This window comes from uncultured Sphingomonas sp. (assembly GCF_964244265.1).
GTDB lineage: Bacteria > Pseudomonadota > Alphaproteobacteria > Sphingomonadales > Sphingomonadaceae > Sphingomonas.
In genome coordinates, this window is record NZ_CAXTHV010000010.1 from 41,745 (window position 1) to 62,223 (window position 20,479).

At 65.7% G+C, this 20,479-nt stretch carries 25 protein-coding genes; 14 read left to right on the plus strand and 11 right to left on the minus strand.

The genetic code is table 11. The features are described from left to right. Positions 1-15 precede the first annotated feature (15 nt). On the minus strand, positions 16-681 hold the full coding sequence (locus ACFE7K_RS05855; RefSeq protein ID WP_375397236.1) for a GcrA family cell cycle regulator: 666 nt from the start codon (positions 679-681) through the stop codon (positions 16-18). A gap of 108 nt (positions 682-789) precedes the next feature. Here ACFE7K_RS05855 and ACFE7K_RS05860 point away from each other — a divergent pair, with 108 nt between their 5' ends. The 6 genes from ACFE7K_RS05860 to ACFE7K_RS05885 all read left to right on the plus strand — a co-directional run bounded on the left by ACFE7K_RS05860 (position 790) and on the right by ACFE7K_RS05885 (position 6,180). Beyond that, entirely contained in the window at positions 790-1,599 is an 810-nt protein-coding gene (locus tag ACFE7K_RS05860) for an ABC transporter permease (protein WP_375397237.1), read from the plus strand. Between the two features lie 71 nt (positions 1,600-1,670). Continuing rightward, positions 1,671-2,543: a ubiquinol oxidase subunit II gene (gene cyoA, locus ACFE7K_RS05865; RefSeq protein WP_375397238.1), complete on the plus strand. Its 873-nt coding sequence runs from the start codon at positions 1,671-1,673 to the stop codon at positions 2,541-2,543. Beyond that, complete coding sequence (gene cyoB / locus ACFE7K_RS05870; protein WP_375397288.1) at positions 2,543-4,546, plus strand: cytochrome o ubiquinol oxidase subunit I; 2,004 nt, start codon at positions 2,543-2,545, stop codon at positions 4,544-4,546. The genes cyoA and cyoB overlap by 1 nt, the downstream gene beginning before the upstream one ends. Next, positions 4,543-5,178: a cytochrome o ubiquinol oxidase subunit III gene (gene cyoC, locus ACFE7K_RS05875; protein ID WP_375397239.1), complete on the plus strand. Its 636-nt coding sequence runs from the start codon at positions 4,543-4,545 to the stop codon at positions 5,176-5,178. Before cyoB ends, cyoC begins: the two co-directional genes overlap by 4 nt. Continuing rightward, positions 5,175-5,555 (plus strand): cytochrome o ubiquinol oxidase subunit IV, encoded by a 381-nt coding sequence (gene cyoD, locus ACFE7K_RS05880; RefSeq protein ID WP_375397240.1) that lies wholly within the window; start codon positions 5,175-5,177, stop codon positions 5,553-5,555. Before cyoC ends, cyoD begins: the two co-directional genes overlap by 4 nt. Before the next feature lie 46 nt (positions 5,556-5,601). Then, positions 5,602-6,180, plus strand: a complete 579-nt coding sequence (locus ACFE7K_RS05885) for a TIGR02466 family protein (protein WP_375397241.1) — start codon at positions 5,602-5,604, stop codon at positions 6,178-6,180. A 44-nt stretch (positions 6,181-6,224) separates the two neighbouring features. Here the strand turns inward: ACFE7K_RS05885 and ACFE7K_RS05890 are convergent, their stop codons facing one another. Further along, positions 6,225-6,620 carry a hypothetical protein gene (locus ACFE7K_RS05890; protein WP_375397242.1) on the minus strand — a complete coding sequence of 132 codons (396 nt, stop codon included), beginning with the start codon at positions 6,618-6,620 and terminating at the stop codon, positions 6,225-6,227. Positions 6,621-7,030: 410 nt separating this feature from the next. Here ACFE7K_RS05890 and ychF point away from each other — a divergent pair, with 410 nt between their 5' ends. From ychF to ACFE7K_RS05905, 3 genes are all read left to right on the plus strand, one after another. Beyond that, the gene (gene ychF / locus ACFE7K_RS05895) at positions 7,031-8,128 is read left to right on the plus strand and encodes a redox-regulated ATPase YchF (protein ID WP_375397243.1); all 1,098 of its coding nucleotides are present in this window, start codon (positions 7,031-7,033) and stop codon (positions 8,126-8,128) included. A 58-nt stretch (positions 8,129-8,186) separates the two neighbouring features. Next, positions 8,187-8,501, plus strand: coding sequence for a hypothetical protein (locus tag ACFE7K_RS05900; RefSeq protein ID WP_375397244.1), 315 nt, complete (start codon positions 8,187-8,189; stop codon positions 8,499-8,501). 216 nt (positions 8,502-8,717) lie between these two features. Further along, the gene (locus ACFE7K_RS05905; protein WP_375397245.1) at positions 8,718-9,938 is read left to right on the plus strand and encodes a hypothetical protein; all 1,221 of its coding nucleotides are present in this window, start codon (positions 8,718-8,720) and stop codon (positions 9,936-9,938) included. A 20-nt stretch (positions 9,939-9,958) separates the two neighbouring features. Here ACFE7K_RS05905 and ACFE7K_RS05910 read toward each other — a convergent pair whose 3' ends face one another. The 5 genes from ACFE7K_RS05910 to petA form a co-directional block, all read right to left on the minus strand. Further along, positions 9,959-10,336, minus strand: a complete 378-nt coding sequence (locus ACFE7K_RS05910; protein WP_375397246.1) for a hypothetical protein — start codon at positions 10,334-10,336, stop codon at positions 9,959-9,961. A gap of 102 nt (positions 10,337-10,438) precedes the next feature. After that, the gene (locus tag ACFE7K_RS05915; protein ID WP_375397247.1) at positions 10,439-10,975 is read right to left on the minus strand and encodes an adenine phosphoribosyltransferase; all 537 of its coding nucleotides are present in this window, start codon (positions 10,973-10,975) and stop codon (positions 10,439-10,441) included. A 111-nt stretch (positions 10,976-11,086) separates the two neighbouring features. Further along, entirely contained in the window at positions 11,087-11,950 is an 864-nt protein-coding gene (locus ACFE7K_RS05920; protein ID WP_375397248.1) for a cytochrome c1, read from the minus strand. A gap of 24 nt (positions 11,951-11,974) precedes the next feature. Next, complete coding sequence (locus ACFE7K_RS05925) at positions 11,975-13,264, minus strand: cytochrome bc complex cytochrome b subunit (protein ID WP_375397249.1); 1,290 nt, start codon at positions 13,262-13,264, stop codon at positions 11,975-11,977. Between the two features lie 14 nt (positions 13,265-13,278). Continuing rightward, on the minus strand, positions 13,279-13,863 hold the full coding sequence (gene petA, locus ACFE7K_RS05930) for a ubiquinol-cytochrome c reductase iron-sulfur subunit (RefSeq protein WP_375397250.1): 585 nt from the start codon (positions 13,861-13,863) through the stop codon (positions 13,279-13,281). A gap of 174 nt (positions 13,864-14,037) precedes the next feature. Between petA and ACFE7K_RS05935 the strand changes: the two genes are divergently transcribed. Next, positions 14,038-14,484 carry a tRNA (cytidine(34)-2'-O)-methyltransferase gene (locus tag ACFE7K_RS05935; RefSeq protein ID WP_375397289.1) on the plus strand — a complete coding sequence of 149 codons (447 nt, stop codon included), beginning with the start codon at positions 14,038-14,040 and terminating at the stop codon, positions 14,482-14,484. A 118-nt stretch (positions 14,485-14,602) separates the two neighbouring features. Beyond that, positions 14,603-15,445 carry an oxygen-dependent coproporphyrinogen oxidase gene (hemF, locus tag ACFE7K_RS05940; RefSeq protein ID WP_375397251.1) on the plus strand — a complete coding sequence of 281 codons (843 nt, stop codon included), beginning with the start codon at positions 14,603-14,605 and terminating at the stop codon, positions 15,443-15,445. Between the two features lie 19 nt (positions 15,446-15,464). On the opposite strand, the gene ACFE7K_RS05945 is transcribed toward hemF, so the two are convergent. Together ACFE7K_RS05945 and ACFE7K_RS05950 are read right to left on the minus strand one after the other, a co-directional pair. Beyond that, positions 15,465-16,241: a hypothetical protein gene (locus tag ACFE7K_RS05945; protein WP_375397252.1), complete on the minus strand. Its 777-nt coding sequence runs from the start codon at positions 16,239-16,241 to the stop codon at positions 15,465-15,467. Continuing rightward, positions 16,238-17,056 (minus strand): hypothetical protein, encoded by an 819-nt coding sequence (locus tag ACFE7K_RS05950; protein ID WP_375397253.1) that lies wholly within the window; start codon positions 17,054-17,056, stop codon positions 16,238-16,240. The genes ACFE7K_RS05945 and ACFE7K_RS05950 overlap by 4 nt, the downstream gene beginning before the upstream one ends. Positions 17,057-17,169: 113 nt before the next feature. Here ACFE7K_RS05950 and lipB point away from each other — a divergent pair, with 113 nt between their 5' ends. The 3 genes from lipB to ACFE7K_RS05965 all read left to right on the plus strand — a co-directional run bounded on the left by lipB (position 17,170) and on the right by ACFE7K_RS05965 (position 19,052). Continuing rightward, a complete protein-coding gene (lipB, locus tag ACFE7K_RS05955; protein WP_375397254.1) occupies positions 17,170-17,847 on the plus strand; it encodes a lipoyl(octanoyl) transferase LipB in 678 nt (225 codons plus the stop codon). 67 nt (positions 17,848-17,914) lie between these two features. Continuing rightward, a complete protein-coding gene (locus ACFE7K_RS05960) occupies positions 17,915-18,187 on the plus strand; it encodes a hypothetical protein (protein WP_375397255.1) in 273 nt (90 codons plus the stop codon). 190 nt (positions 18,188-18,377) lie between these two features. Continuing rightward, positions 18,378-19,052, plus strand: coding sequence for a hypothetical protein (locus ACFE7K_RS05965; protein ID WP_375397256.1), 675 nt, complete (start codon positions 18,378-18,380; stop codon positions 19,050-19,052). Between the two features lie 88 nt (positions 19,053-19,140). Here the strand turns inward: ACFE7K_RS05965 and queE are convergent, their stop codons facing one another. Together queE and queC are read right to left on the minus strand one after the other, a co-directional pair. Then, positions 19,141-19,782 (minus strand): 7-carboxy-7-deazaguanine synthase, encoded by a 642-nt coding sequence (gene queE / locus ACFE7K_RS05970; RefSeq protein ID WP_375397257.1) that lies wholly within the window; start codon positions 19,780-19,782, stop codon positions 19,141-19,143. Continuing rightward, positions 19,779-20,468, minus strand: a complete 690-nt coding sequence (queC, locus tag ACFE7K_RS05975) for a 7-cyano-7-deazaguanine synthase QueC (RefSeq protein ID WP_375397258.1) — start codon at positions 20,466-20,468, stop codon at positions 19,779-19,781. The genes queE and queC overlap by 4 nt, the downstream gene beginning before the upstream one ends. Positions 20,469-20,479 lie beyond the last annotated feature (11 nt).

Here is a 20,479-nt window from a genome sequence, read left to right on the forward strand (position 1 = left end):
CGCCGATCGGCCCGCCTACCGGACGCGCGGGCCGCCGAACGGCAGCGGCGGCGGTGGGCGGCGATCGCGGCGGGGCAGCTGGGCCTGATAGGCATGGCCGCAATGAGCAACGCAATAGGGGAAGCCCGGATTCACCTTTTCGCCGCAAAAGTGGAAGTCGGGTTCGCCGGGATGGCCGAGCGGCCATTTGCAGATGCGGTCGTTGAGGTCGAGCAGCCCGGTCTTGCCTGCGACATCGGCCGACGGCTTTGCCGGGACCAGCCGGCGCGGCGGGGCTGGCGCGATCGGCGCCTGCTGCTCGCCGGGGGCTTGGCGCAGGAACCCGCCCGGACCGACCGACCGCATGACCGGCTGGGGCGGCGCGTCGGGCGCCGGGGCGGCGGCGGACGGCGATTCGACGGCCGCCTCGCGCGGCTCTTCGACCGGCGGCGCGGGCCGGGGGGCCGGCGGCGGCGGCGGCGCGGCGGCAATCGGCGCTGGCTCCGGTTCGGAAGGGGCGACCACGATTTCGGGCTCGTTGGGCTTAACCGGCGACGGGCGCGCCTGAAGCCCCAGGCGGTGCGCCTTGCCGATTACGGCATTACGGCTGACCTCGCCCAGCGCCTCGGCGATCTGGCTGGCGGTCATGCCCTTTTCCCACATCGTCCTCAGCGTATCGATGCGGTCATCGGTCCAACTCATGCAAATCCTTCCCGTGTTGATGCCGGGTGCGGTTGCGGGCGACGGCTCCAGCGACTACCCGCTTGGCCAATGGATGCCCCCACCACTCCTGACGAAAATCCGCCGTTGATGACCGCCCCCGGCGTGCCCGTGATCCGGAGCGTCAACTGGGAGGGTCTGTATACGCTCTATGTGAAGGAGGTGCGCCGCTTCTTCAAGGTGCACCTCCAGACGATCTGGGCACCGGCGATCACGACCTTGCTGTTCCTGATCGTGTTCACCCTCGCCACCGGTGCGCGCCGCGCGGTGATGGTCGGCGGCGTGGCGGTGCCTTTCGCCGACTTCATCGCCCCCGGCCTGATCATCAGCCAGGGCATGATGGGTCCGGCCTTCGCCAATGCCAGCTTCTCGCTGCTGGCGGGCAAGATGCAGGGGACGATCGTCGATTATTTGATGCCGCCGCTATCGACCGCCGAGCTGCTGGCGGCATTGGTCGCAGGGGCGATGACGCGGGCGTTCATCGTCGGTGCGATCGTGTGGCTGGCGATGGCGGCTTATGGCGTCGGGGTCTGGCCGTATCATCCGTGGGCGGTGTTGTGGTTCGGCTTCCTGGGATCGGCGCTGTTGTCGTTCCTGGGCGTGCTGACGTCGATCTGGGCGGACAAGTTCGACCATGCCGCCGCGGTCACCAATTTTGTGGTCGTGCCGTTGGGCCTGCTGTCGGGCACCTTTTATTCGGTCGATCGCCTGGCGCCGGCGTTCCGCGCGATCAGCCATGCCAATCCCTTCTTCTACATGATCTCGGGCTTTCGCTATGGTTTTCTGGGCACGTCCGATTCGCCGATCCTGGTCGGCGGCGTGGCGGTCCTGCTGCTCGATACCGGCCTGGCGATCCTGTGCTATGTGCTGCTGGCGCGCGGCTGGAAGATCAAGAACTGATCGCGGCCGGCCGGAACGCTCGCCGACACCAACGGTTGGAGAGGCGGCGACTGGAGACTGGAGGGCCACGCATGCATATTCGGCGCCCGCTGCCGCGGACCGTGCCGGCAATTGGTGCGGCGGTGCTGCTGTCTGCCTGTGAGCCCGGCGTGTTCGACCCCGTCGGGCCGGTCGCCGGGGGCGAACATCTTATCCTGATCGATTCACTGGCGATCATGCTGGCGATCGTCGTGCCGGTGATCGTCGCGACCCTGGGCTTTGCGTGGTGGTTTCGCAGCGGCAATGCCAAGGCGCGATACCGGTCTGAATGGTCCTATTCGGGGCGGCTTGAACTGCTGGTCTGGGCTGTGCCCGCGCTGGTCGTGATCTTCCTGGGCGGCATCGCCTGGATCAGCAGCCACGACCTCGATCCCGCCAGGCCGATCGCGGGCGGGCGGGCGTTGCGGGTCGAGGTCGTGTCGCTCGACTGGAAATGGCTGTTCATCTATCCCGACCTGGGCGTCGCCAGCGTCAACCGGCTGGTCGTCCCCGCGGGGCAGGCGGTGAGCTTCCGGCTGACCTCGGCGACCGTCATGAACAGCTTTTTCGTCCCCCGGCTGGGCAGCCAGATCTATACCATGGCCGGCATGACCACCGTGCTCAACCTGCGCGCCGACCGGCCGGGCGCGTATCGGGGCCTGTCGGCCAATTACAGCGGCAAGGGATTTCCGGGCATGGCCTTTACCGTCTATGCCCTCCCGACCGGGCAGTTCGCCACCTGGATCGCCGGCGCCCGGCGGCAGGGGCCGGTGCTCGACGGCCGCAATTACATGACCCTGCTCAGGGACAGCCAGAATGTGGCGCCCTATACCTATCGCGCGGTCGCCGGTGGCCTGTTCGACGCCGTCGTCAGGGACAGCGGCACGCGCACGGCGCGAGTCGCGGTCGACGGGAAAGCCAGGTGATGTTCGGCAAGCTCGGCTGGAATGCCCTTCCCCTCGACCAGCCCTTGCCGACGATCGCGTCGCTGGTCGTCGCGCTGGCGATCTCCGGCATGCTCGTCTGGGTCTGGAGCGCGGGACATTTTCCTTACCTCTGGCGCGAATGGATCACCAGCGTCGACCACAAGCGGATCGGCGTGATGTATTGCCTCCTGGCGAGCGTGATGCTGCTGCGCGGGTTTTCGGACGCGCTGCTGATGCGCTCGCAACAGGCGATCGCGTTCGGCAATGACGGCTATCTGCCCCCCGATCATTATGCCCAGGTGTTCTCGGCGCACGGCACGATCATGATCTTCTTCGTCGCGATGACGTTCATGATCGGGCTGATCAACTTCGCCGTGCCGTTGCAGCTCGGTATTCGCGACGTCGCCTTTCCGACGCTCAATTCGGTCAGCTTCTGGCTGACCGCGAGCGGCGCGCTGCTGATCAACATCAGCCTGTTCATCGGCGAGTTCGCGCAGACCGGCTGGGTGGTCTACCCGCCGCTGTCCGAATTGCGTTTCTCACCCGGGGTCGGGGTCGATTACTACCTCTGGGCGATCCAGATATCGGGGGTCGGCACGCTGCTGACGGGCGTCAATTTCGTCACCACCATCCTCAAGATGCGCGCGCCCGGCATGGGCTATCTGCGCATGCCGATGTTCTGCTGGACCGCTTTGGCCAGCAGTCTCCTGATCGTCGCCGCCTTTCCGATCCTGACCGCGACGCTGGGCATGCTGACGCTCGACCGCTATCTCGGCTTTCACTTTTTCACCAACGAAGCTGGCGGCAACGCGATGATGTTCATCAACCTGGTCTGGGCCTGGGGCCATCCGGAGGTGTACATCCTGATCCTGCCGGCCTTCGGCATTTTCAGCGAGGTGGTCGCGACCTTTTCGGGCAAGCCGCTGTTCGGCTACCGCTCGATGGTGCTGGCGACGATGGCGATCTGCATCCTGTCGTTCATGGTCTGGCTGCACCATTTCTTCACGATGGGCGCGGGCGCCGACGTCAACGGCTTTTTCGGCGTGACGACGATGATCATCGCGGTACCCACCGGGGTGAAGGTCTTCAATTGGCTGTTCACGATGTACGGCGGGCGGATCCGCTTTTCGACGCCGATGCTATGGGCGGTCGGGTTCATGGTGACGTTCGTGATCGGCGGGATGACGGGCGTATTGATGGCGGTGCCGCCGGCCGATTTCCAGCTGCACAATTCGGTCTTCCTGGTCGCGCATTTCCACAATGTGGTGATCGGCGGCGTGCTGTTCGGGGCGTTTGCGGGCCTCGCTTACTGGTGGCCCAAGGCGTTCGGCTTTCAGCTCGACGAGACCTGGGGCAAGCGCGCCTTCTGGTTGTGGATCACCGGCTTCTACGTCGCCTTCATGCCGCTTTACGTGCTTGGCCTGATGGGAATGACCCGCCGGCTGCAGCGGTATGACGTGCCCGGCTGGCATCCGTGGCTGCTCGTCGCCGGGGCCGGCGCGGTGCTGATCGCCGCGGGCATCGCCTGCCAGATCATCCAGATCTGGAGGAGCATCCGCGACCGCGAGCGGCTTGCCGATACCAGCGGCGACCCGTGGGACGGGCGGACGCTGGAATGGAGCACGACGTCGCCTCCCCATGCCTTCAACTATGCGATCATACCCAATGTCGAAGGCGAGGATGCCTATTGGGGGACAAAGGCGAAGGCGCGTGAACAACGCCAGCCAGGCGATCTGCCGGCCTATGAGGACATCCACCTGCCGCGCAATTCGGCGACTGGGATCATCTGCGCGTTCTTCGCGAGCTTGATGGGCTTTGCCCTGGTTTGGCACATCTGGTGGCTGCTCGGGGTCGGTTTTGTCGGCGCATGGGCGACCTTCGTGGTATTTGCCTGGCGCGACCAGAGCGACCGAACGATCCCCGCCGCTGAAGTCGAACGGATCGACCGCCGTCGCCGTCCCGGTCAGACGACCCTGCTCGACCTGCGCGAGGGATCGGCATGAGCGCCCAGGCCGCCGACCCCCACAAGCTCGGACATGGCGACGACGTCCCGATCAGCGAGCGCGGCCCCGCGCCGCAGAAGATCGTCGTCGCTTACGGCTTCTGGATTTTCCTGTTGTCGGACTTCATCCTGTTTTCCGGCTTCTTCGCCGCTTATGCGGTGCTGACGCCGGCAACCGCCGGGGGCCCTGCGGGGCGCGACATCTTCGATCTGCCGCTGGTCGCGGTCGAGACCGCCGCACTGCTGCTGTCGTCCTTCGCCTGCGGGCTGGCTGGCGTCGCGGCGACGGCAGGTTCGCGCGCCTGGTTCCAGGCGGCGATGGCGGTCACCGCGCTGCTCGGCGCGACGTTCCTGGCGATCGAATTGTACGAGTTCACCCATTTGATCGCCGCTGGCCACGGGCCGCAGCGCAGCGCGTTCCTGTCGGCCTTCTTCGCACTGGTGGGTTGTCATGGGCTGCACGTGATGCTCGGGCTGGTATGGCTGACGACGATGATGGCGCAGGTCCAGGCCAAGGGATTTCGCGACGACATCCGGCGCCGTATCGCGTGCTTCATGCTGTTCTGGCATGCGCTCGACATCATCTGGGTGGCGCTGTTCACGATGGTCTACCTGCTGGGAGCGAACGCATGAGCGACGATATGGCGCGGGTCGGAAAGGCTCCCGGGGACAAGGACGGGACATCGGTGGGCAAGGCGATCGGCGGCTATGCGATCGGGCTGTCGCTGGCCGCGCTGCTGACCGCGGCGGCGTTCGTCCTGCCGATGACCGGGCTGGTCTGGGGGCCCGCGGTGCCCGTTGCGCTGGTCGCGCTGGCGATTGGCCAGATGGGGATGCACCTGGTATTCTTCCTCCACATCACGACCGGTCCCGACAACACCAACAATGTCTTGGCGTTGGCGTTCGGGCTGCTGATCGTCGGGCTGGTGCTGATCGGATCGATCTGGATCATGGCCCATCTCAATCACGCGATGATGCCGATGAGCGATCTCAGCCGGATGCAGCGTTAGGAGTTAGCGCCTTGGCAAGTGCGGACCCTGCGGCCAAAACGGCGCCATGGCCTCGCGCATGCTCTTCGCTACGCAATTGTACGAAGGGTCGCTGGACGACGATGCGCTGGTTGCCGACTTGGCCGATGCCTGCCGCGATCTTGCCCGCGACGATCGCGCCGGGCGGCGCTGGTCGCGCGCGCATGGGTATCGCGGCTATACTTCCTATGCCTCGCTGAACGACTTGCCGCGCCGCGATCCGCGGATCGCTGGCCTCGTTCGGCTGCTCGACCGCCATGTCGCGGCGTTCGCGTGCGATTGTGGGTTCGAATTGGGCAAGAAGCTGAAGCTCGACAGTCTGTGGGTCAATATCCTCAGGCCCGGTGGCACGCATTCGGGGCACATCCACCCGCACAGCGTAGTGTCAGGTACCGTCTATCTGGCAGTGCCGTCGGGATCGGGCGCGCTGCGGCTGGAGGATCCGCGCCTGCCGCTGATGATGGCGGCGCCATCGCGGCCCGACACGTTCGTCCATGTTGCGCCACGGCAGGGAAGCGTGCTGCTATGGGAAAGCTGGCTGCGCCATGAAGTGATGCCGAACAATGCCAGGGCCGAACGGATCAGCATAAGCTTCAACTATCGATAACCGGACGCCGCCCGACCGCCGCCGACAGTCAGAAGGGCCGATCTTCAGAAGGCGTAGTGCAGCGCCACGTTGGCGATGGGGTTGAGCTTGCCACGCATACCGGTGCCGCCGCCTTCACCGGCCCGATAGGCGCTGCCGGGACGAGGTATCGCATAGGCGCGCCCCATCAGCGCGCCGCCTTCGATACCGGCAACTAGGCCCGCAACCAGTTCGAAATCATAGCCCATCGTTGCTGCGGGGGTGAAGCGGCTGAATCCACGCGCCAGCCCACGACCGCCGCGCGGGCCGCGCACGTCGACCAGCTTGCCGTTGGTCGCCTGTTCCGCCGCGACCCAGAAGTTGGTCTTGGAGAAATAGCGGGATCCCACGGAGAAGCGCCAACCCGAAGACGCCACTGGATAGATGTCCGCCATGCCCCCGCTGAAGCGCGGGCGAATCATTCCTCCCAACGGCTGGAAGGTTCCCCGGATCGGCAATCGCGCGCCCAGCCGGGCTGAATGCGGCTTGAGCGCGGAGGCGCGGACGGGTGGCAGAGGGGACAGGCGCCGCATCTGCGCGGTTAGCGGCTGAACGGCCCACAGACACGTACAAGCCACGATGCCTGCAATAATCGTTCGAATCATCTGCCAACCCCCCGGTCAAGTCGATCACGGCCCCCGATCGACCAACACAAATATGCCACAATTTGGTTAGCGATACAATAACCTATGAGCCTGACGATCGAATAAGGCGGTTAACGCTCGGACTGAGCCATCCTTGCTCCATCCAGCCTAGCCATGCTTCAGCCATGGGTGGATTTCGACGCGCGCACTGCCTAGATGGCCGCCTTTCGATTGCAAAGCGAGCGACCATGGGCTTCAAATGCGGCATCGTCGGCTTGCCCAATGTGGGCAAGTCGACGCTCTTCAACGCGCTGACCGAGACCGCTGCGGCGCAGGCGGCGAATTATCCTTTCTGTACGATCGAGCCTAATGTCGGGAATGTCGGCGTGCCCGACGCGCGGCTGGACAAGCTCGCCGCGATCGCCAGGTCGGCAAAGGTGATCGAGACCCAGCTGTCATTCGTCGACATCGCCGGGCTGGTGCGCGGCGCGTCCAAGGGCGAAGGGCTCGGCAACCAGTTCCTGGGCAACATCCGCGAGGTCGACGCGATCGTCCACGTCCTGCGCTGTTTCGAGGATGGCGACGTCACCCATGTCGAGGGCCGCGTCGATCCTATCGCCGATGCCGAGACGGTCGAGATCGAGTTGATGCTCGCTGATCTCGACAGCCTGGAGAAGCGGCTGCCCAATTTCGCCAAGAAGGCGGCGCAGGGGGACAAGGAAGCAAAGGTCGCCGCTGCCGTACTCGGCCAGGCGCTCGACTTGCTGCGCGCCGGCAAGGCCGCCCGGCTGACGGAGCCTCGCGACATCGAGGAGGGCCGCGTTTTCGCCCAGGCCCAGCTGCTAACCGCCAAGCCGATACTCTATGTCTGCAACGTCGATGAGGGTGACGCCGCGACGGGCAACGCGCGTTCAGCACGGGTATTCGCTAAGGCCAGGGCAGAGGGCGCCGAGGCGGTAGTCGTTTCCGCTGCCATCGAGGCGGAGATCGCGACAATGCCGGCCGACGAACGCGGCGACTTCCTGGCTGAACTCGGACTGGAGGAGACTGGGCTGGCGCGGGTCATCACCGCCGGATATGGACTGCTCAAGTTGCTCACCTTCTTCACCGTCGGGCCCAAGGAGGCGCGCGCCTGGACCGTACATGCCGGGGCGTCGGCGCCCGAGGCGGCGGGCGCGATCCACAGCGATTTTGAAAGGGGCTTCATCCGCGTTGAGACGATCGCGTTCGAGGATTTCGTCGCGCTGGGCGGCGAGGCACGCGCGCGTGAGGCCGGCAAGCTGCGCGCCGAGGGCAAGAATTACATCGTCCAGGACGGCGACGTAATGCATTTCCTTCACAGTTGAGCGCTCTTCAGCTGTGGACGGATTGGCGCGCGCGGCGGTTGTGCGCTATGGCGGGCGTATGTGGCGCTTGCTCATCGCTGTCCTGCTGATGCTCGGCACGTCACCGGCAGTTGCCGTGCCGTCCTGCCATGCCATGAATGCCGAGGCGACGCTTGCCGGGGGCGCCGGTCACAGGATGGCCGTTCCCGGCAAGATGCCTCGTGAGGCGGCATCGTGCCATTTCTGCATCGGCTGCATCCCGGCGGGGGACTGGACCGGCTCGCGGCTGGTCACGCCAATGCCGGCACGCGCGCTGGCACCGACGCGAACGACCGCGCACTTCGTCCAGGGCCGCGACGCGAGACCTGCACCGCCCCCGCCCAGAATCGGCTGACCGCCGGCCGACCGGCCGCCGTAACCCCCTTTCCTGGAGCATGCACATGAACCGTCCTCTATTGTTCGCGGCCATCGCCGCGGGCGGGCTGCCCTTGCCGTCTCCGGCCAATCGATGCCCGGCATGACGATGCCGGACAAACCCGCCGCCAGTCCCTCACCCTCTCCGTCCTCGAATGCGCCGATGCCTGCGCCTGCGCCTGCGCCATCACCCTCCATGACGTTCGACGCCATGGGCGACATGGCCATGACCGGATCGTCCGCTGCCGGTAGCGGCTCGGGCACGGCGCGGCTCCCCGCCGCTGAAGGCATGATGCCGGGCCTGCACCTCCTGGCTGGCGGCTGGACGGTGATGGTCCACGGTTTTGCCTGGGGCGCCTATACCGAACAATCGGGGCCACGCGGGCGTCGCGAGGCGTTCGTCGAATCGATGGCGATGATCGAGGGCAGCCGTGACCTGGGCGGCGCAACGCTGGCCTTGCGCGGGATGCTCAGCCTAGAGCCGCTGATGGGCGCCAAGGGTTATCCCAGCCTGTTCGCGACCGGGGAGACCGCCGACGGCGTCAGGCCCCTGGTCGACCGGCAGCACCCCCACGATCTGTTCATGGAATTGTCGGCTCGGCTCGACGCGCCGTTGGGTGGGGGCGTCACCGGCTTCGTGTACGGCGGGCCGGTCGCCGAGCCGGCGCTCGGCCCAAGCGCGTTCATGCATCGCCGGTCGGCACAGTTCCTGCCGCTCGCGCCGATCACGCACCATTGGTTCGACAGCACCCACATCACCTATGGCGTGGTCACCGCGGGCTTCTATGATAATCGCTGGCAGGTCGAGGGGTCCGCGTTTCGCGGGCGCGAGCCGGACCAGCGCCGCTGGGACATCGAGCGGCCGAGGCTCGATTCGTGGAGCCTGCGCGCGACCTGGACGCCGTCGCCTTACTGGGCACTACAGATCAGCCATGGACGCCTGACCAGCCCCGAGGCGTTGGAGCCCGCGATCGACGAGGCGCGGACCATCGCCACCGTCCAATATGCGCGCGGCGGCCTGTCCGCGCTGGCCGGCTTTTCCATCAAGTCGAAACTGCCGGGCCCGTCGCTGACCGCTTGGATCGGCGAGGCGAATTGGAACATCGGCCGTAATCACGCGCTCTTCGGTCGCATCGAGAATGTCGCCAATGACGAGTTGTTCGGGGACACGCCCGGCCCGCTGGCGGGCCGCACGTTCCGCATCACGCGGGGCGAGCTGGGCTATGCGCATCGTCTGCGGCTCGCCGGCCCGCTGGCCGCCGCCATCGGTGCCAGCGGCTTCGTTTTGGTCAAGCCGGCCGCTCTGAACCCCATCTATGGCAGGACGCCGACGGGATGGACCATGTTCGTCAAGCTCAGCCTTACGGGATCGGCGGGCAGCGAAATGACGGCGATGAAACCGATGACAATGCCCTGACGAATCAAAACCGGAAACGTTCAGCGCCGCTGGCGCCCGCGCTGGCCACGATAGCCGTCACCGCCACCACGCGACGGGCCGCGATCGAAGCCGCGCCATTCTTCGTTACGCGCACCCTGGCCACGCCAATTGTTACCGCGGCCTTGCCAGTAACGGCGCTGGCCATCGGTCCAGCGCATCGGGCGGCGCTGCTGGTCATAGACGTAATAACCCGACCCCGGATAATAATAGCCGCTATTCCATCCATAATAAGGCGCGCCGTACGCGCCATCGTAGAAATCGCCATAATAGCCGGCAGTACCATAGCCGACCGATACGTCCGAATAGCCATAGCCCTGGCTACACGCAGCAAGTGCCAGGAACGGGACCGCGGCGAAAACAATCGTGCGGATCTTCATGACCTGTCTCCGATACGAGGAGCGAGCGGCAAGACGCGCCGCAACGGGAAGAACGTAGCCGGCAGATGACGGTTCCTTGTCGGTCGTACGTGGCGACGACGATCAATGCCCCGCAAAGGCGAACAGCGTGGAGACCGTCAAATTGTCCGTGGCAAGCGCCGCGGCGCCGCCTAGATCGGGCAGGTCAATGACGAACTGGGCCTGCTCGACGACGGCGCCTGCCTTGCGCAGCAGTCGAATCGCCGCGCGCGCAGTGCCGCCGGTCGCGATCAGGTCGTCGACTAGGAGCACGCGCTGGCCGGGGACGATCGCGTCGTGATGCAGCGCGATGCGGTCGGTACCGTATTCCAGCGCATAGTCTTCGGCGATCGTCGCGCCGGGCAGCTTGCCGTCCTTGCGGATCAGGAGCACGCCCGCCGCCAACCGCATGGCGAGCGCGGCGGCGAACAGGAACCCCCGGGCCTCGATCCCCGCAACCATGTCGACCGAGCCGGCGGTAGCGGCGGCCATGCGGCGGACGGTTTCGGCAAAACCGTGCGCATCGAGCAGCAGCGTGGTGATGTCGCGGAACATGATCCCGGGTCGGGGAAAGTCGGGAATGGTGCGCACGAGGGCCTTCAGGTCGTCATTGGCGGCCATCGCGCACTCCCAGGTTTCGGCGTACCGATCCATTGACGGGTGGATCGTCCGGCCGCGATGCGGCCCTAGCGTCCGTTTCAAACGCGCCCCGGCGAGTTGTCAAAGCGCCCCCTAGTGCTTCACCCCGCGCCAGATGTTCTGGTACGCGCCCCAGCATAGCGCCGAGAAGATCAGCAGGAAGATGATCGCCGCGAACCCCGCCTGGTGCCGCGTTTCCAGATTGGGCTCAGCGGTCCAGACCAGGAAGGCGGCGACGTCCTTGGCCATCTGGTCGACCGTCGATCTGGTACCATCCTGGTACTGGACCTGGCCGTCCTGCTTCAGGGGCGGTGGCATGGCAATGTTGAGGTTGGCGAAATAGGGATTATAGTACAGCCCCTTGGGTGTCTTCACGTCGGGGAACTTGGCAAGCAGGTCGGCCGGTTGCATGGCGTAGCCGGTCAGCAGCGAGTAGATGTACGCCGCGCCGCCGTGCCGTGACTTGGTGATGTAGGTAAGGTCCGGCGGTACCGCGTTGTTGTTGGCCGCGCGCGCCGCAATGTCGTTGGCGAACACCAGCGGAAAGCGGTCCGACGGCAGGCTCTTGCGCGTCGCCATCTCACCCGTTTCGGGATTGGGGGCGGGGGTCTCGATCGACCAGCCAGCGGCGATCGCCTTCACCTGCGCATCGCTGTAGCCGATGCCCTTCAGGTCGCGGAACGACGCGAACTTGAGCGAGTGGCAGGCTGAGCAGACCTCCTTGTACACTTGGAGACCGCGCTGCAGTTGGCGGCGATCGAACTTGCCAGTCACGCCATCGGATTCGAGAGACAGATCCTTTGGGTGCTTGTGAAATTCGGTCTCGGCGCTTTGCGGCGCGCCGGACCATAGCTTCGGCGTAGGGTCTGTTGCCAGGCCGTAGATCGATGAGAACAGTGCGATGGCGACGACGCCGGCAAAGGCGATGCCGACGATGAAGGCGATCCAGCGAACCATGTCTTTCTCGTGTCCCTTGTTCGCTCAGTGCGCCAGCGCGGTATCGACCGGGCTAGTCCCGCCCTTACCCTTCAACACCGCCTCGGTGATCGAGGTAGGCAGGGGACGCGGGCGCTCGGCGCGAGAGATGATCGGCAGAATCACCAGGAAATGCAGGAAGTAATAGGCCGCACATACCTGGCTGAGGATCACGTAGATCGGGTCGGCAGGCGACCCCCCGCACCAGCCTAGGACCAGCACGTCGGCGACCAGTACCCAGAAGGCGATCCGCGCTGCCGGGCGGAAATTGTTTGATCGCACTGGCGACTGGTCGAGCCACGGCAGGAAGAACAGGAGCAAGATCGAGCCGAACATCGCCAGCACGCCCCATAATTTGGCGGGCAGGATGAAATCCGACGTGAACGCGCGCAGGATCGCGTAGAACGGCCAGAAATACCATTCCGGCACGATATGCGCGGGCGTCGAAAGCGGATTGGCAGGAATGTAATTGTCCGGATGCCCCAGATAATCTGGGGAGAAGAACACCAGCCCGGCAAAGATCAGCAGGAAGATGCCCAGACCGAAGCCGTCCTTGGCGGTGTAATAAGGGTGGAACGGCACCGTATCCTGCTCGCCCTTGACGTCGACCCCGGTCGGGTTGTTCGACCCCGGAATATGCAGCGCCCAGATGTGGAGGATGATGACTGCGGCGATCACAAACGGCAGCAGATAGTGTAGCGAAAAGAAACGGTTGAGCGCGGCATCGTCGGGCGCATAGCCGCCAAGCAGCCAGATGCGGATGGTCTCGCCGACGCCGGGGATCGCCGAGAAGAAGCCGGTGATGACCTGCGCACCCCAGAAGCTCATCTGGCCCCAGGGCAGGACGTAACCCATGAACGCAGTAGCCATCATCAGCAGGAAAATGGTGACGCCGAGCAGCCAAATCATTTCACGCGGCGCCTTGTAAGACCCGTAATACAGGCCGCGGAAGATGTGCGTGTAGACTACGATGAAGAACATCGACGCGCCGTTGGCATGCGCATAGCGCAGGAACCAGCCGGCATTGACGTCGCGCATGATCGTGCCGTTGACTGAATCGAACGCCCCGCCCGCGGCCGAGTGATAGTGCATGGCCAGGACGATGCCAGTGATGATCTGGACCGCCAGCGCGGCGCCGGCAAGCACGCCGAAGTTCCAGAAATAATTGAGGTTGCGCGGCACCGGATAGCCGGCGCCCACGGCGTTGTAGACCAGGCGCGGCAACGGCAGCTTCTCGTCGATCCACCGCATCAGCGGCACCTTCGGCTCATACTGCTTGGCCCAGGGAAAGCTCATCTTTCTATTATCCCTCAGCCGACCAGGACGCTGGTCGGGGACGTGAACTTGTAATCGGGAACGGGGAGGTTCTTTGGTGCCGGTCCCTGGCGGATACGGGCGGCGGTGTCGTATTGTGACCCGTGGCACGGGCAGAAATAACCGCCGAACTTGCCGCGATTCTCACCTTCACTGATGCCCAGCGGGATGCAGCCCAGATGAGTGCACACCGCCAGCGTGATCAGCCAGTTCTTGTGGCCTTCCTTGGTCCGCTGCTCCAGCGTTTGCGGATCGCGCAGGCTCGCTGCCGGCACCGCTTCGGCCTCGGCGATTTCCTTGGGCGTCAGGTTGCGGACGAACAGCGGCTGCTTGCGGAACGAGGTGATCACGCCTTGTCCCGGCTCGATCTTCGACAGATCGATCTCGGTCGACGATTGCGCCAGCACGTCGGCCGACGGGTTCATCTGATAGACCAGGGGTGCGACCACCGCGACCACACCGGCGACCGGGAAAGCGACGGCGGCGATATTCAGGAAGTCTCGGCGCCGTGGATCGGATACCACTTCGTGATAGGGGTCGGGCGATTCACCCGCCGGCACAGCATCGTCAACAGTTGCCATTCACCTGCCCTTGCACTCGTCTTCGTCAGCTGCTCGCCGGATCGGGGAAAAAGCTGCCCCGCGCAATGCCTCCGGTGCCATGGAGGTTGCGGGCCTGATAGACATGGGCACGATGCTTTGCCAACGGGTTTTTGACACAGGTCGCGGCACTTGGCCGCCCGGACGGGACATGCGATGCGCGTCGCGCTCTATCAACCAGACATAGCTGGCAATGTCGGCACGATCCTGCGCACCGCGGCATGCCTGGGAATCGGCGTCGACCTGATCGAGCCGATGGGCTTCGCGTTCGGGGACCGCTCGCTGGCGCGCGCGGGGATGGATTATGTCCGAGACGTTCAGGTCACGCGACACCTGGACTGGGCCGCGTTCGAACGCCAGGCGAGCGGCCGGCTGGTGCTGATGACCACGCGCGGCGCGACACGACTGGACCAGACCCTGTTCGACCCCCACGACATAGTATTGCTGGGCAGCGAGAGTGCTGGCGTGCCCGATCCCGTCCATGTCCGCGCCGACCTGCGCGTGGTGATCCCGCTGCGCGCCGGGTTCCGATCGCTCAACGTCTCGGTCGCGGCGGCGATGGCACTGGGCGAGGCGCTCCGCCAGACGGGCTGGCCGGCCTGAGAGACCGTTTGAAAGCGCGACAAAGCGAGTTTTGAGCACCGTAAAACGCGCCTTCAGCGCGTTTTCAAACAGACGCTGACCGCTCGACTCCATGCCGCGGCGGCGGCAAGGAAGCGCGATGCTCCCCCTCGACGCCGATCAGACCGCCGCCCGCACGTGGTTCGAACACCTCCGTGACCTCATTTGCGCGGAGTTCGAGGCGATTGAACGCGAGGCGGGGTCGGATGCAAAGTTCGACTATATCGCGTGGGACCGCGAGGAGCCCTCAGGCGCGGATGGCGGGGGCGGCGTGCGCGGGGTGATGAAGGGCCGCGTGTTCGAGAAGGTCGGGGTCAACGTCTCTACCGTCGGCGGCGCGTTGGACCGCGATTTCGGCAGGACCATCCACGGTGCGGCCGACGATCCGGCATTCCTGGCCACCGGCATCAGCTTGGTCGCGCATATGGCCAACCCGCACGTACCGGCGGTGCACATGAACTGCCGGTTCCTGACGACGACCAAGCGCTGGTTCGGCGGCGGCGCGGACCTCAACCCGCCGCTGCCGATAGCCGAGGACACCGCCGACTTCCACACCGTGCTGAAGGCCGCGTGCGACGCGCATGATCCGGCGCATTACCCGCGCTTCCGGCAATGGGCGGACGACTATTTCTATATCCCCCATCGTCAGGTCCATCGCGGCGTCGGCGGCATCTTCTTCGATCATCTGGAGGGTGATTTCACCGCCGGTTTCGCCTTTACGCAGGATGTCGCGCGCGCCTTTCTGGACATCTATCCCCGGATCGTGCGGCGGCGGATGGACGCGCCCTTTTCCGGCGCCGACCTCGCGACGATGCTGGAGTGGCGTGGGCGCTATGCCGAATTCAATCTGGTCTATGATCGCGGGACCCTGTTCGGGCTGAAGACCGGCGGCAATATCGACGCCATCTTGATGAGCTTGCCGCCCATGGCGACCTGGTGCTGAGAAGAGTCCGCCGCCTCTCCTAGGCCCTGCCGCTGCTGGGGCCCGTGCCCAGTCGTCGCCAAGCCGCGAGCGCGATCAGCGTGTTGCCGACCAGCACCAGCATCGACACGCCTGCCATCGCAAGGTCGACGATGATGCGGGCGACGGGATTGGGGGCATTGGCTGCGATCCAATTATCCAGTCCGAGCAGCGGCTGCTGGACCAGCAGGCCGGTCAGGGCCACCAGCATCACCGCACCGGTCAGCGCCACGCCGTTGCCGCGAGTCAGCGCCAGGCTCTTTCGAAAAGCGTCGATCGGGCCAGCCGCGCGCCCGGCGACCAGCGCCGGCCCCGCCAGGCACAATCGGGCGCTGGCATAGAAACCGGGCAGGATCAGCATCGCAAAGCCCAATGCCACGGGCAGCGCGACCAGCAGCATCGTCACCAGATATACTGGCAACCGGCGCACCGCCGCGATCAGGGCTTGGGCTACGGTGGGGCGGTCATCTAGATAAAGCGTCAGCATGGTCAGCACGGCAAAGTGGCCAATGACGTACAAAATCGCCAGCCACGTACCGGTCGTGGCCAGCCACGCCCCCGCTTCGGCCAGATACGCGGCCGCGCTGGCATCGTCGATCACCCCGGATGCCGAGGGCCGGGGCGGGACCGGGGGGCTCATCGCCGTCCGCGAGATCAGCATCTGCCCGGCCAAGGCGGGCAGGAAGACGAACATCCCGGCCACCGCCGACAGCACGCCCCCGTCGGCCCGCCATTGCCGCCAGGCATCCCCGAGCAGGGCCGGCACCGCGACCTTCACGACGGGACGACCGTTCCCGGACCACGCGCCGCGAGGTACAGCTTGGCGGCAAACGCCGACAGCATGACATAGAAGGCAGTGGTGACCAGCCCGCCGAGCAGTGCGACGACGACCTGCGCGGCGGTGACCGGGCCGGTGCCGGGCGCGATCAGCGCGGCGATCGACCCGAACACCGATCGCGTCGCCAGACCGGCGACCGCGAAGACCAGGAAGAACAGCAGGTACACGCCGATCAGCTTGAAGGTCGTACGGCGCGTCAGCACGAACGAGCGGGCGATCGCGCCAAGAGCGAGACGCTCCGCGACGACCAGCGGATAGACCAGGCAGAGCCGCACCCCCACCGCCAGCGCCAGGACCGCGAAGATCAGCAGATACAGGCCGATGAACGCCTTAATCCCCATCGACAGGTCGATCGCCGGGGCGTCGCTCCTGTTCGACAGGAACGCCATCATGCCGTCGCGGCCCTGGACAATGGCCATCGGCGCGGCGAGCGCGGCCAGCGCCACGGCCAGCACGATCATCACCAGCAAGGCCCCGGCGAACGCGCCGCTCGCCCGGCGCCGCGCCGGCGCCGCGCCTGCTTCGCTGTCTAGCGCCAGCGCGGTGATCGCCAGCTGACCCCATAAAGCGGGCAGGACCAGTGCCAGCCTGATCGCCGCCAAGGCCGGCCGGCCCAGCGCCATGCCGGCCTGGGCCATGAAGTCGCCCAGCACATGGGGGAGGAAGATCGCCAGCAGCGCGATGGGCACGATCGCGGCCAGCTTGTCGCCCAGGAAATCGGTGGTGCGGTCCCAGACCGTCCCCATAATGATCATGTGCGCGGCCCTTCCCCCCGCCGATGCTGGATCGAGCCCCGGCGCCAGACTGATAGCCGAAGCCCGCAGGCGATGCCAAGGACTTGCCCCGCATCGCATGGCGGCGCTAGCGGATGGTCATGGACGATGTCGAGTGGCGGATGACGCCCGGTCTCACAGCCTATGAGGAAGCGCTGGCCGCGATGGAGGCACGTGCCGATGCGATTTCCGCCGGTAATGCGCGCGAACTGGTCTGGCTGCTCGAGCATCCGCCGGTCTACACTGCGGGGACCAGCGCCGATGCCGCCGAGCTGCTGGATCCGCGTTTTCCCGTAATCCGCGCCGGACGGGGCGGTCGATATACCTATCACGGTCCCGGCCAGCGGGTCGGCTATCTGATGCTCGACCTCAACCGGCGGGGGCGCGACGTCCGGCGCTTCATCCACGCCCTGGAGGACTGGCTGATCGCCGCGCTGGCGAGGATCGGCATCGCGGCACGCGCCGAACCGGGGCGGATCGGCATCTGGACCGGGAGCGGCGTGGACGAGGCCAAGATCGGCGCGATCGGCGTGCGCGTACGCCGCTGGGTGACGCTGCACGGCTTTTCGGTCAACCTTCACCCTGACCTCGGCCATTTCACCGGCATCGTGCCGTGCGGCCTGGCCGAATATGCCGTGACCAGCGCCGCCGAGCTGGGGAAGTCGAGCGACCTTGCAACTTTTGATGCCGCGCTCGCGTTCGCGCTTCCGGGTTTTCTCGCTGCTATCGGAGACAGGAAAACCGGGCTTGAGCAACACCCGATTACAGTTTAATGTCCACTCCGGTTTGGGTATTAAGGCCGAAACGGCGTCCAGAACCATTATCTAGGGAGCTTCCATAATGCGTGCACTCATCTCGAAGGTCGTCACCGGCACTGCAGTCGCCGGCGCGGCGCTCATGATCTCGGCCTGCACCAACACCGAGACCACCAACACCACCGTGACCGACATGAACACCACCGAAGGCATGGACACCATGTCCGACAACATGACCGCCACCGACGGCGGGGCAATGAGCGGCAATGGCCTGGTGGCGAACGACACCATCATCTCGAACGACACCATGATGGCCAACGACACGATGATGTCGAACACCGGCGGCAACGCGATGTAAATCGCGTGTTGCCCGTTTTCGGATGGGTGATGCGAGATCTTGGGGGGCCGTCCGGTTGCCGGGCGGCCCCTTTCGATTCCGGCGGCCGCCATTTCGCGGCCAGCGCGGTGAAGGGTACGACGGAAAGCTGTTGGGCCCGCGGTCAAATCGCTGTACACGCGCGCTAACAACATGATCGCAAGGGGTTGGGATGAGTATCGTGCGTATCGTGGCGGGCGCGGCGTTCGCCTTCGGGCTGATCGCGGCTATGCCGGCATCCGCCCAATTCTTTCTGAAACCCCATGATTTCAGCGGCACGATGGTGCGCGGCGACGAACCGGGCATCGCCTATCCGATGCCAGGGGCGACCGAGGCGGAATTGCGCGCCGGGCTGGTGTGGAACCTGCGATCGGCGCTCAACGTTGCCGCGTTGCAATGCGATTTCGAACCGTCGCTGCTCACCGCGGACAATTACAATGCGACGCTGCGCGACCATCGCGACGAGCTGAAGGCCTCGTTCGATACGCTTACCGGCTATTTCGCGCGTGCCGCCAAGGGCAAGGCGGCGGGGCAGAAGGCACTCGATACGTTCGGAACGCGGACCTATTCGGGATTTGCCACGGTGTCCGCGCAATATGGCTTTTGCCAGACCGCCAGCGCGATCGGGCGTGAAGCCCTGTTCACGCCGCGCGGCGGGCTGGGCACCGTTGCCGAACGGCGTATGCGCGAGCTGCGCAACAGCCTGGTTCCCTGGGGCGAGCAGCAATTTCCGCGTGCCTATTCCAGCCAGATCTATCTGCTGCTGCCAAGCTTCGACCGCAAATGCTGGGTCAAGAACCGCTATATCGCCGAAAAATGCGGTATCGCGCCGCCGCCACGCCAGTGACGGTGGGATTCCGCCTGCGCGGGAAGGACGGATACAGGATCAACGGGGACCAGCCGCCGAACACCTCCGGCATGACGGGCCTGTAAGGTTACCGCAGACCCAGCCGCTTGTGCGCCTGTAGCGTCAGTCGCCACTTCGGGCGGTCCATGACCACCGCGATCGCGGCGGCTTCGGTCGCGTCGTTGCCGGCGGGATGACCGGTGTCGAGCGGCTGGACGAGGTGATGGCGGAAGTCCCAACTCTCCACTTCGGCCATGTCGCTGCCCGGCTGCGGCCAGACCAGCTTCACTTCGTCGCCGGTACGCTGGACGACGATGCTGCCCGCCTTGGGGCTGACGCATATCCAGTCGATGCGGGGGTGGACGGGCAGCGTCCCGTTGGTTTCGATCGCGATCGTGAAGCCGGCATCGTGGAGCGCGTCGACCAGCGCATCATCGACCTGGAGCATCGGTTCGCCCCCGGTAAGCACGCAGAACCGATCCTCCCGCATTGCCCCCCAAGAGGCCGAGGCCGCCGCAGCCAGAGCGGCGGCATCCGCAAAGCGTCCGCCGCCATCGCCATCGATACCGACGAAATCGGTATCGCAGAACCGGCAGGTCGCGCCGGCGCGGTCGGTCTCGCGCCCGGACCATAGGTTGCACCCGGCGAAGCGGACGAACACCGCGCGCCGGCCGGCCTGCACGCCCTCCCCCTGGAGCGTCAGGAACATCTCCTTTACCGCATAGCTCATGGCCGGACGGCATAGACCGTCGGATCGGCGATCCCCGCCTCGTCAAAGCCCCTGGCGCGCAGCCGGCAGCTGTCGCACCGGCCGCAATGCACGCCGCCCGGCGCCGGATCGTAGCAGGACCAGCTGACGCCCATGTCGAGCCCCAGCCGCGCGCCTTCCCGCACGATATCGGCCTTGGTCAGGTGCTGCAGCGGGGCATGGATGGTCAAGGCGTCGCCCTCCACCCCCGCCTTGGTCGCGAGCACGGCCATCGCCTCGAACGCGGCGATGAATTCGGGGCGGCAATCGGGATAGCCCGAATAATCGAGCGCGTTGACGCCGATCACCAGGTCGCGCGCCCCCGCCGCCTCCGCCCAGCCAAGGCACAGGCTGAGGAAGATGGTGTTGCGCGCGGGCACATAGGTGACCGGAATATCGAGGCCCACGCCCTCCTTGGGCACCGCAATGTCGGCGGTGAGCGCGGAACCGCCGAACGCGCGGAGGTCAAGCTGCAGGACGATGTGTTGCTCTGCGCCGAGCGACACCGCGATTCGGCGTGCCGCCGCCAGCTCAACCTGGTGGCGCTGGCTGTAGTCGACCGACAGCGCCAGCAGCCGGTATCCGCGGTCGCGCATCGCCGCCGCCGCGACCATCGAATCGAGCCCGCCCGAGATCAGCGCCACCGCCAGCGGAGAAGAGGATGTCATGATCGCCCGAG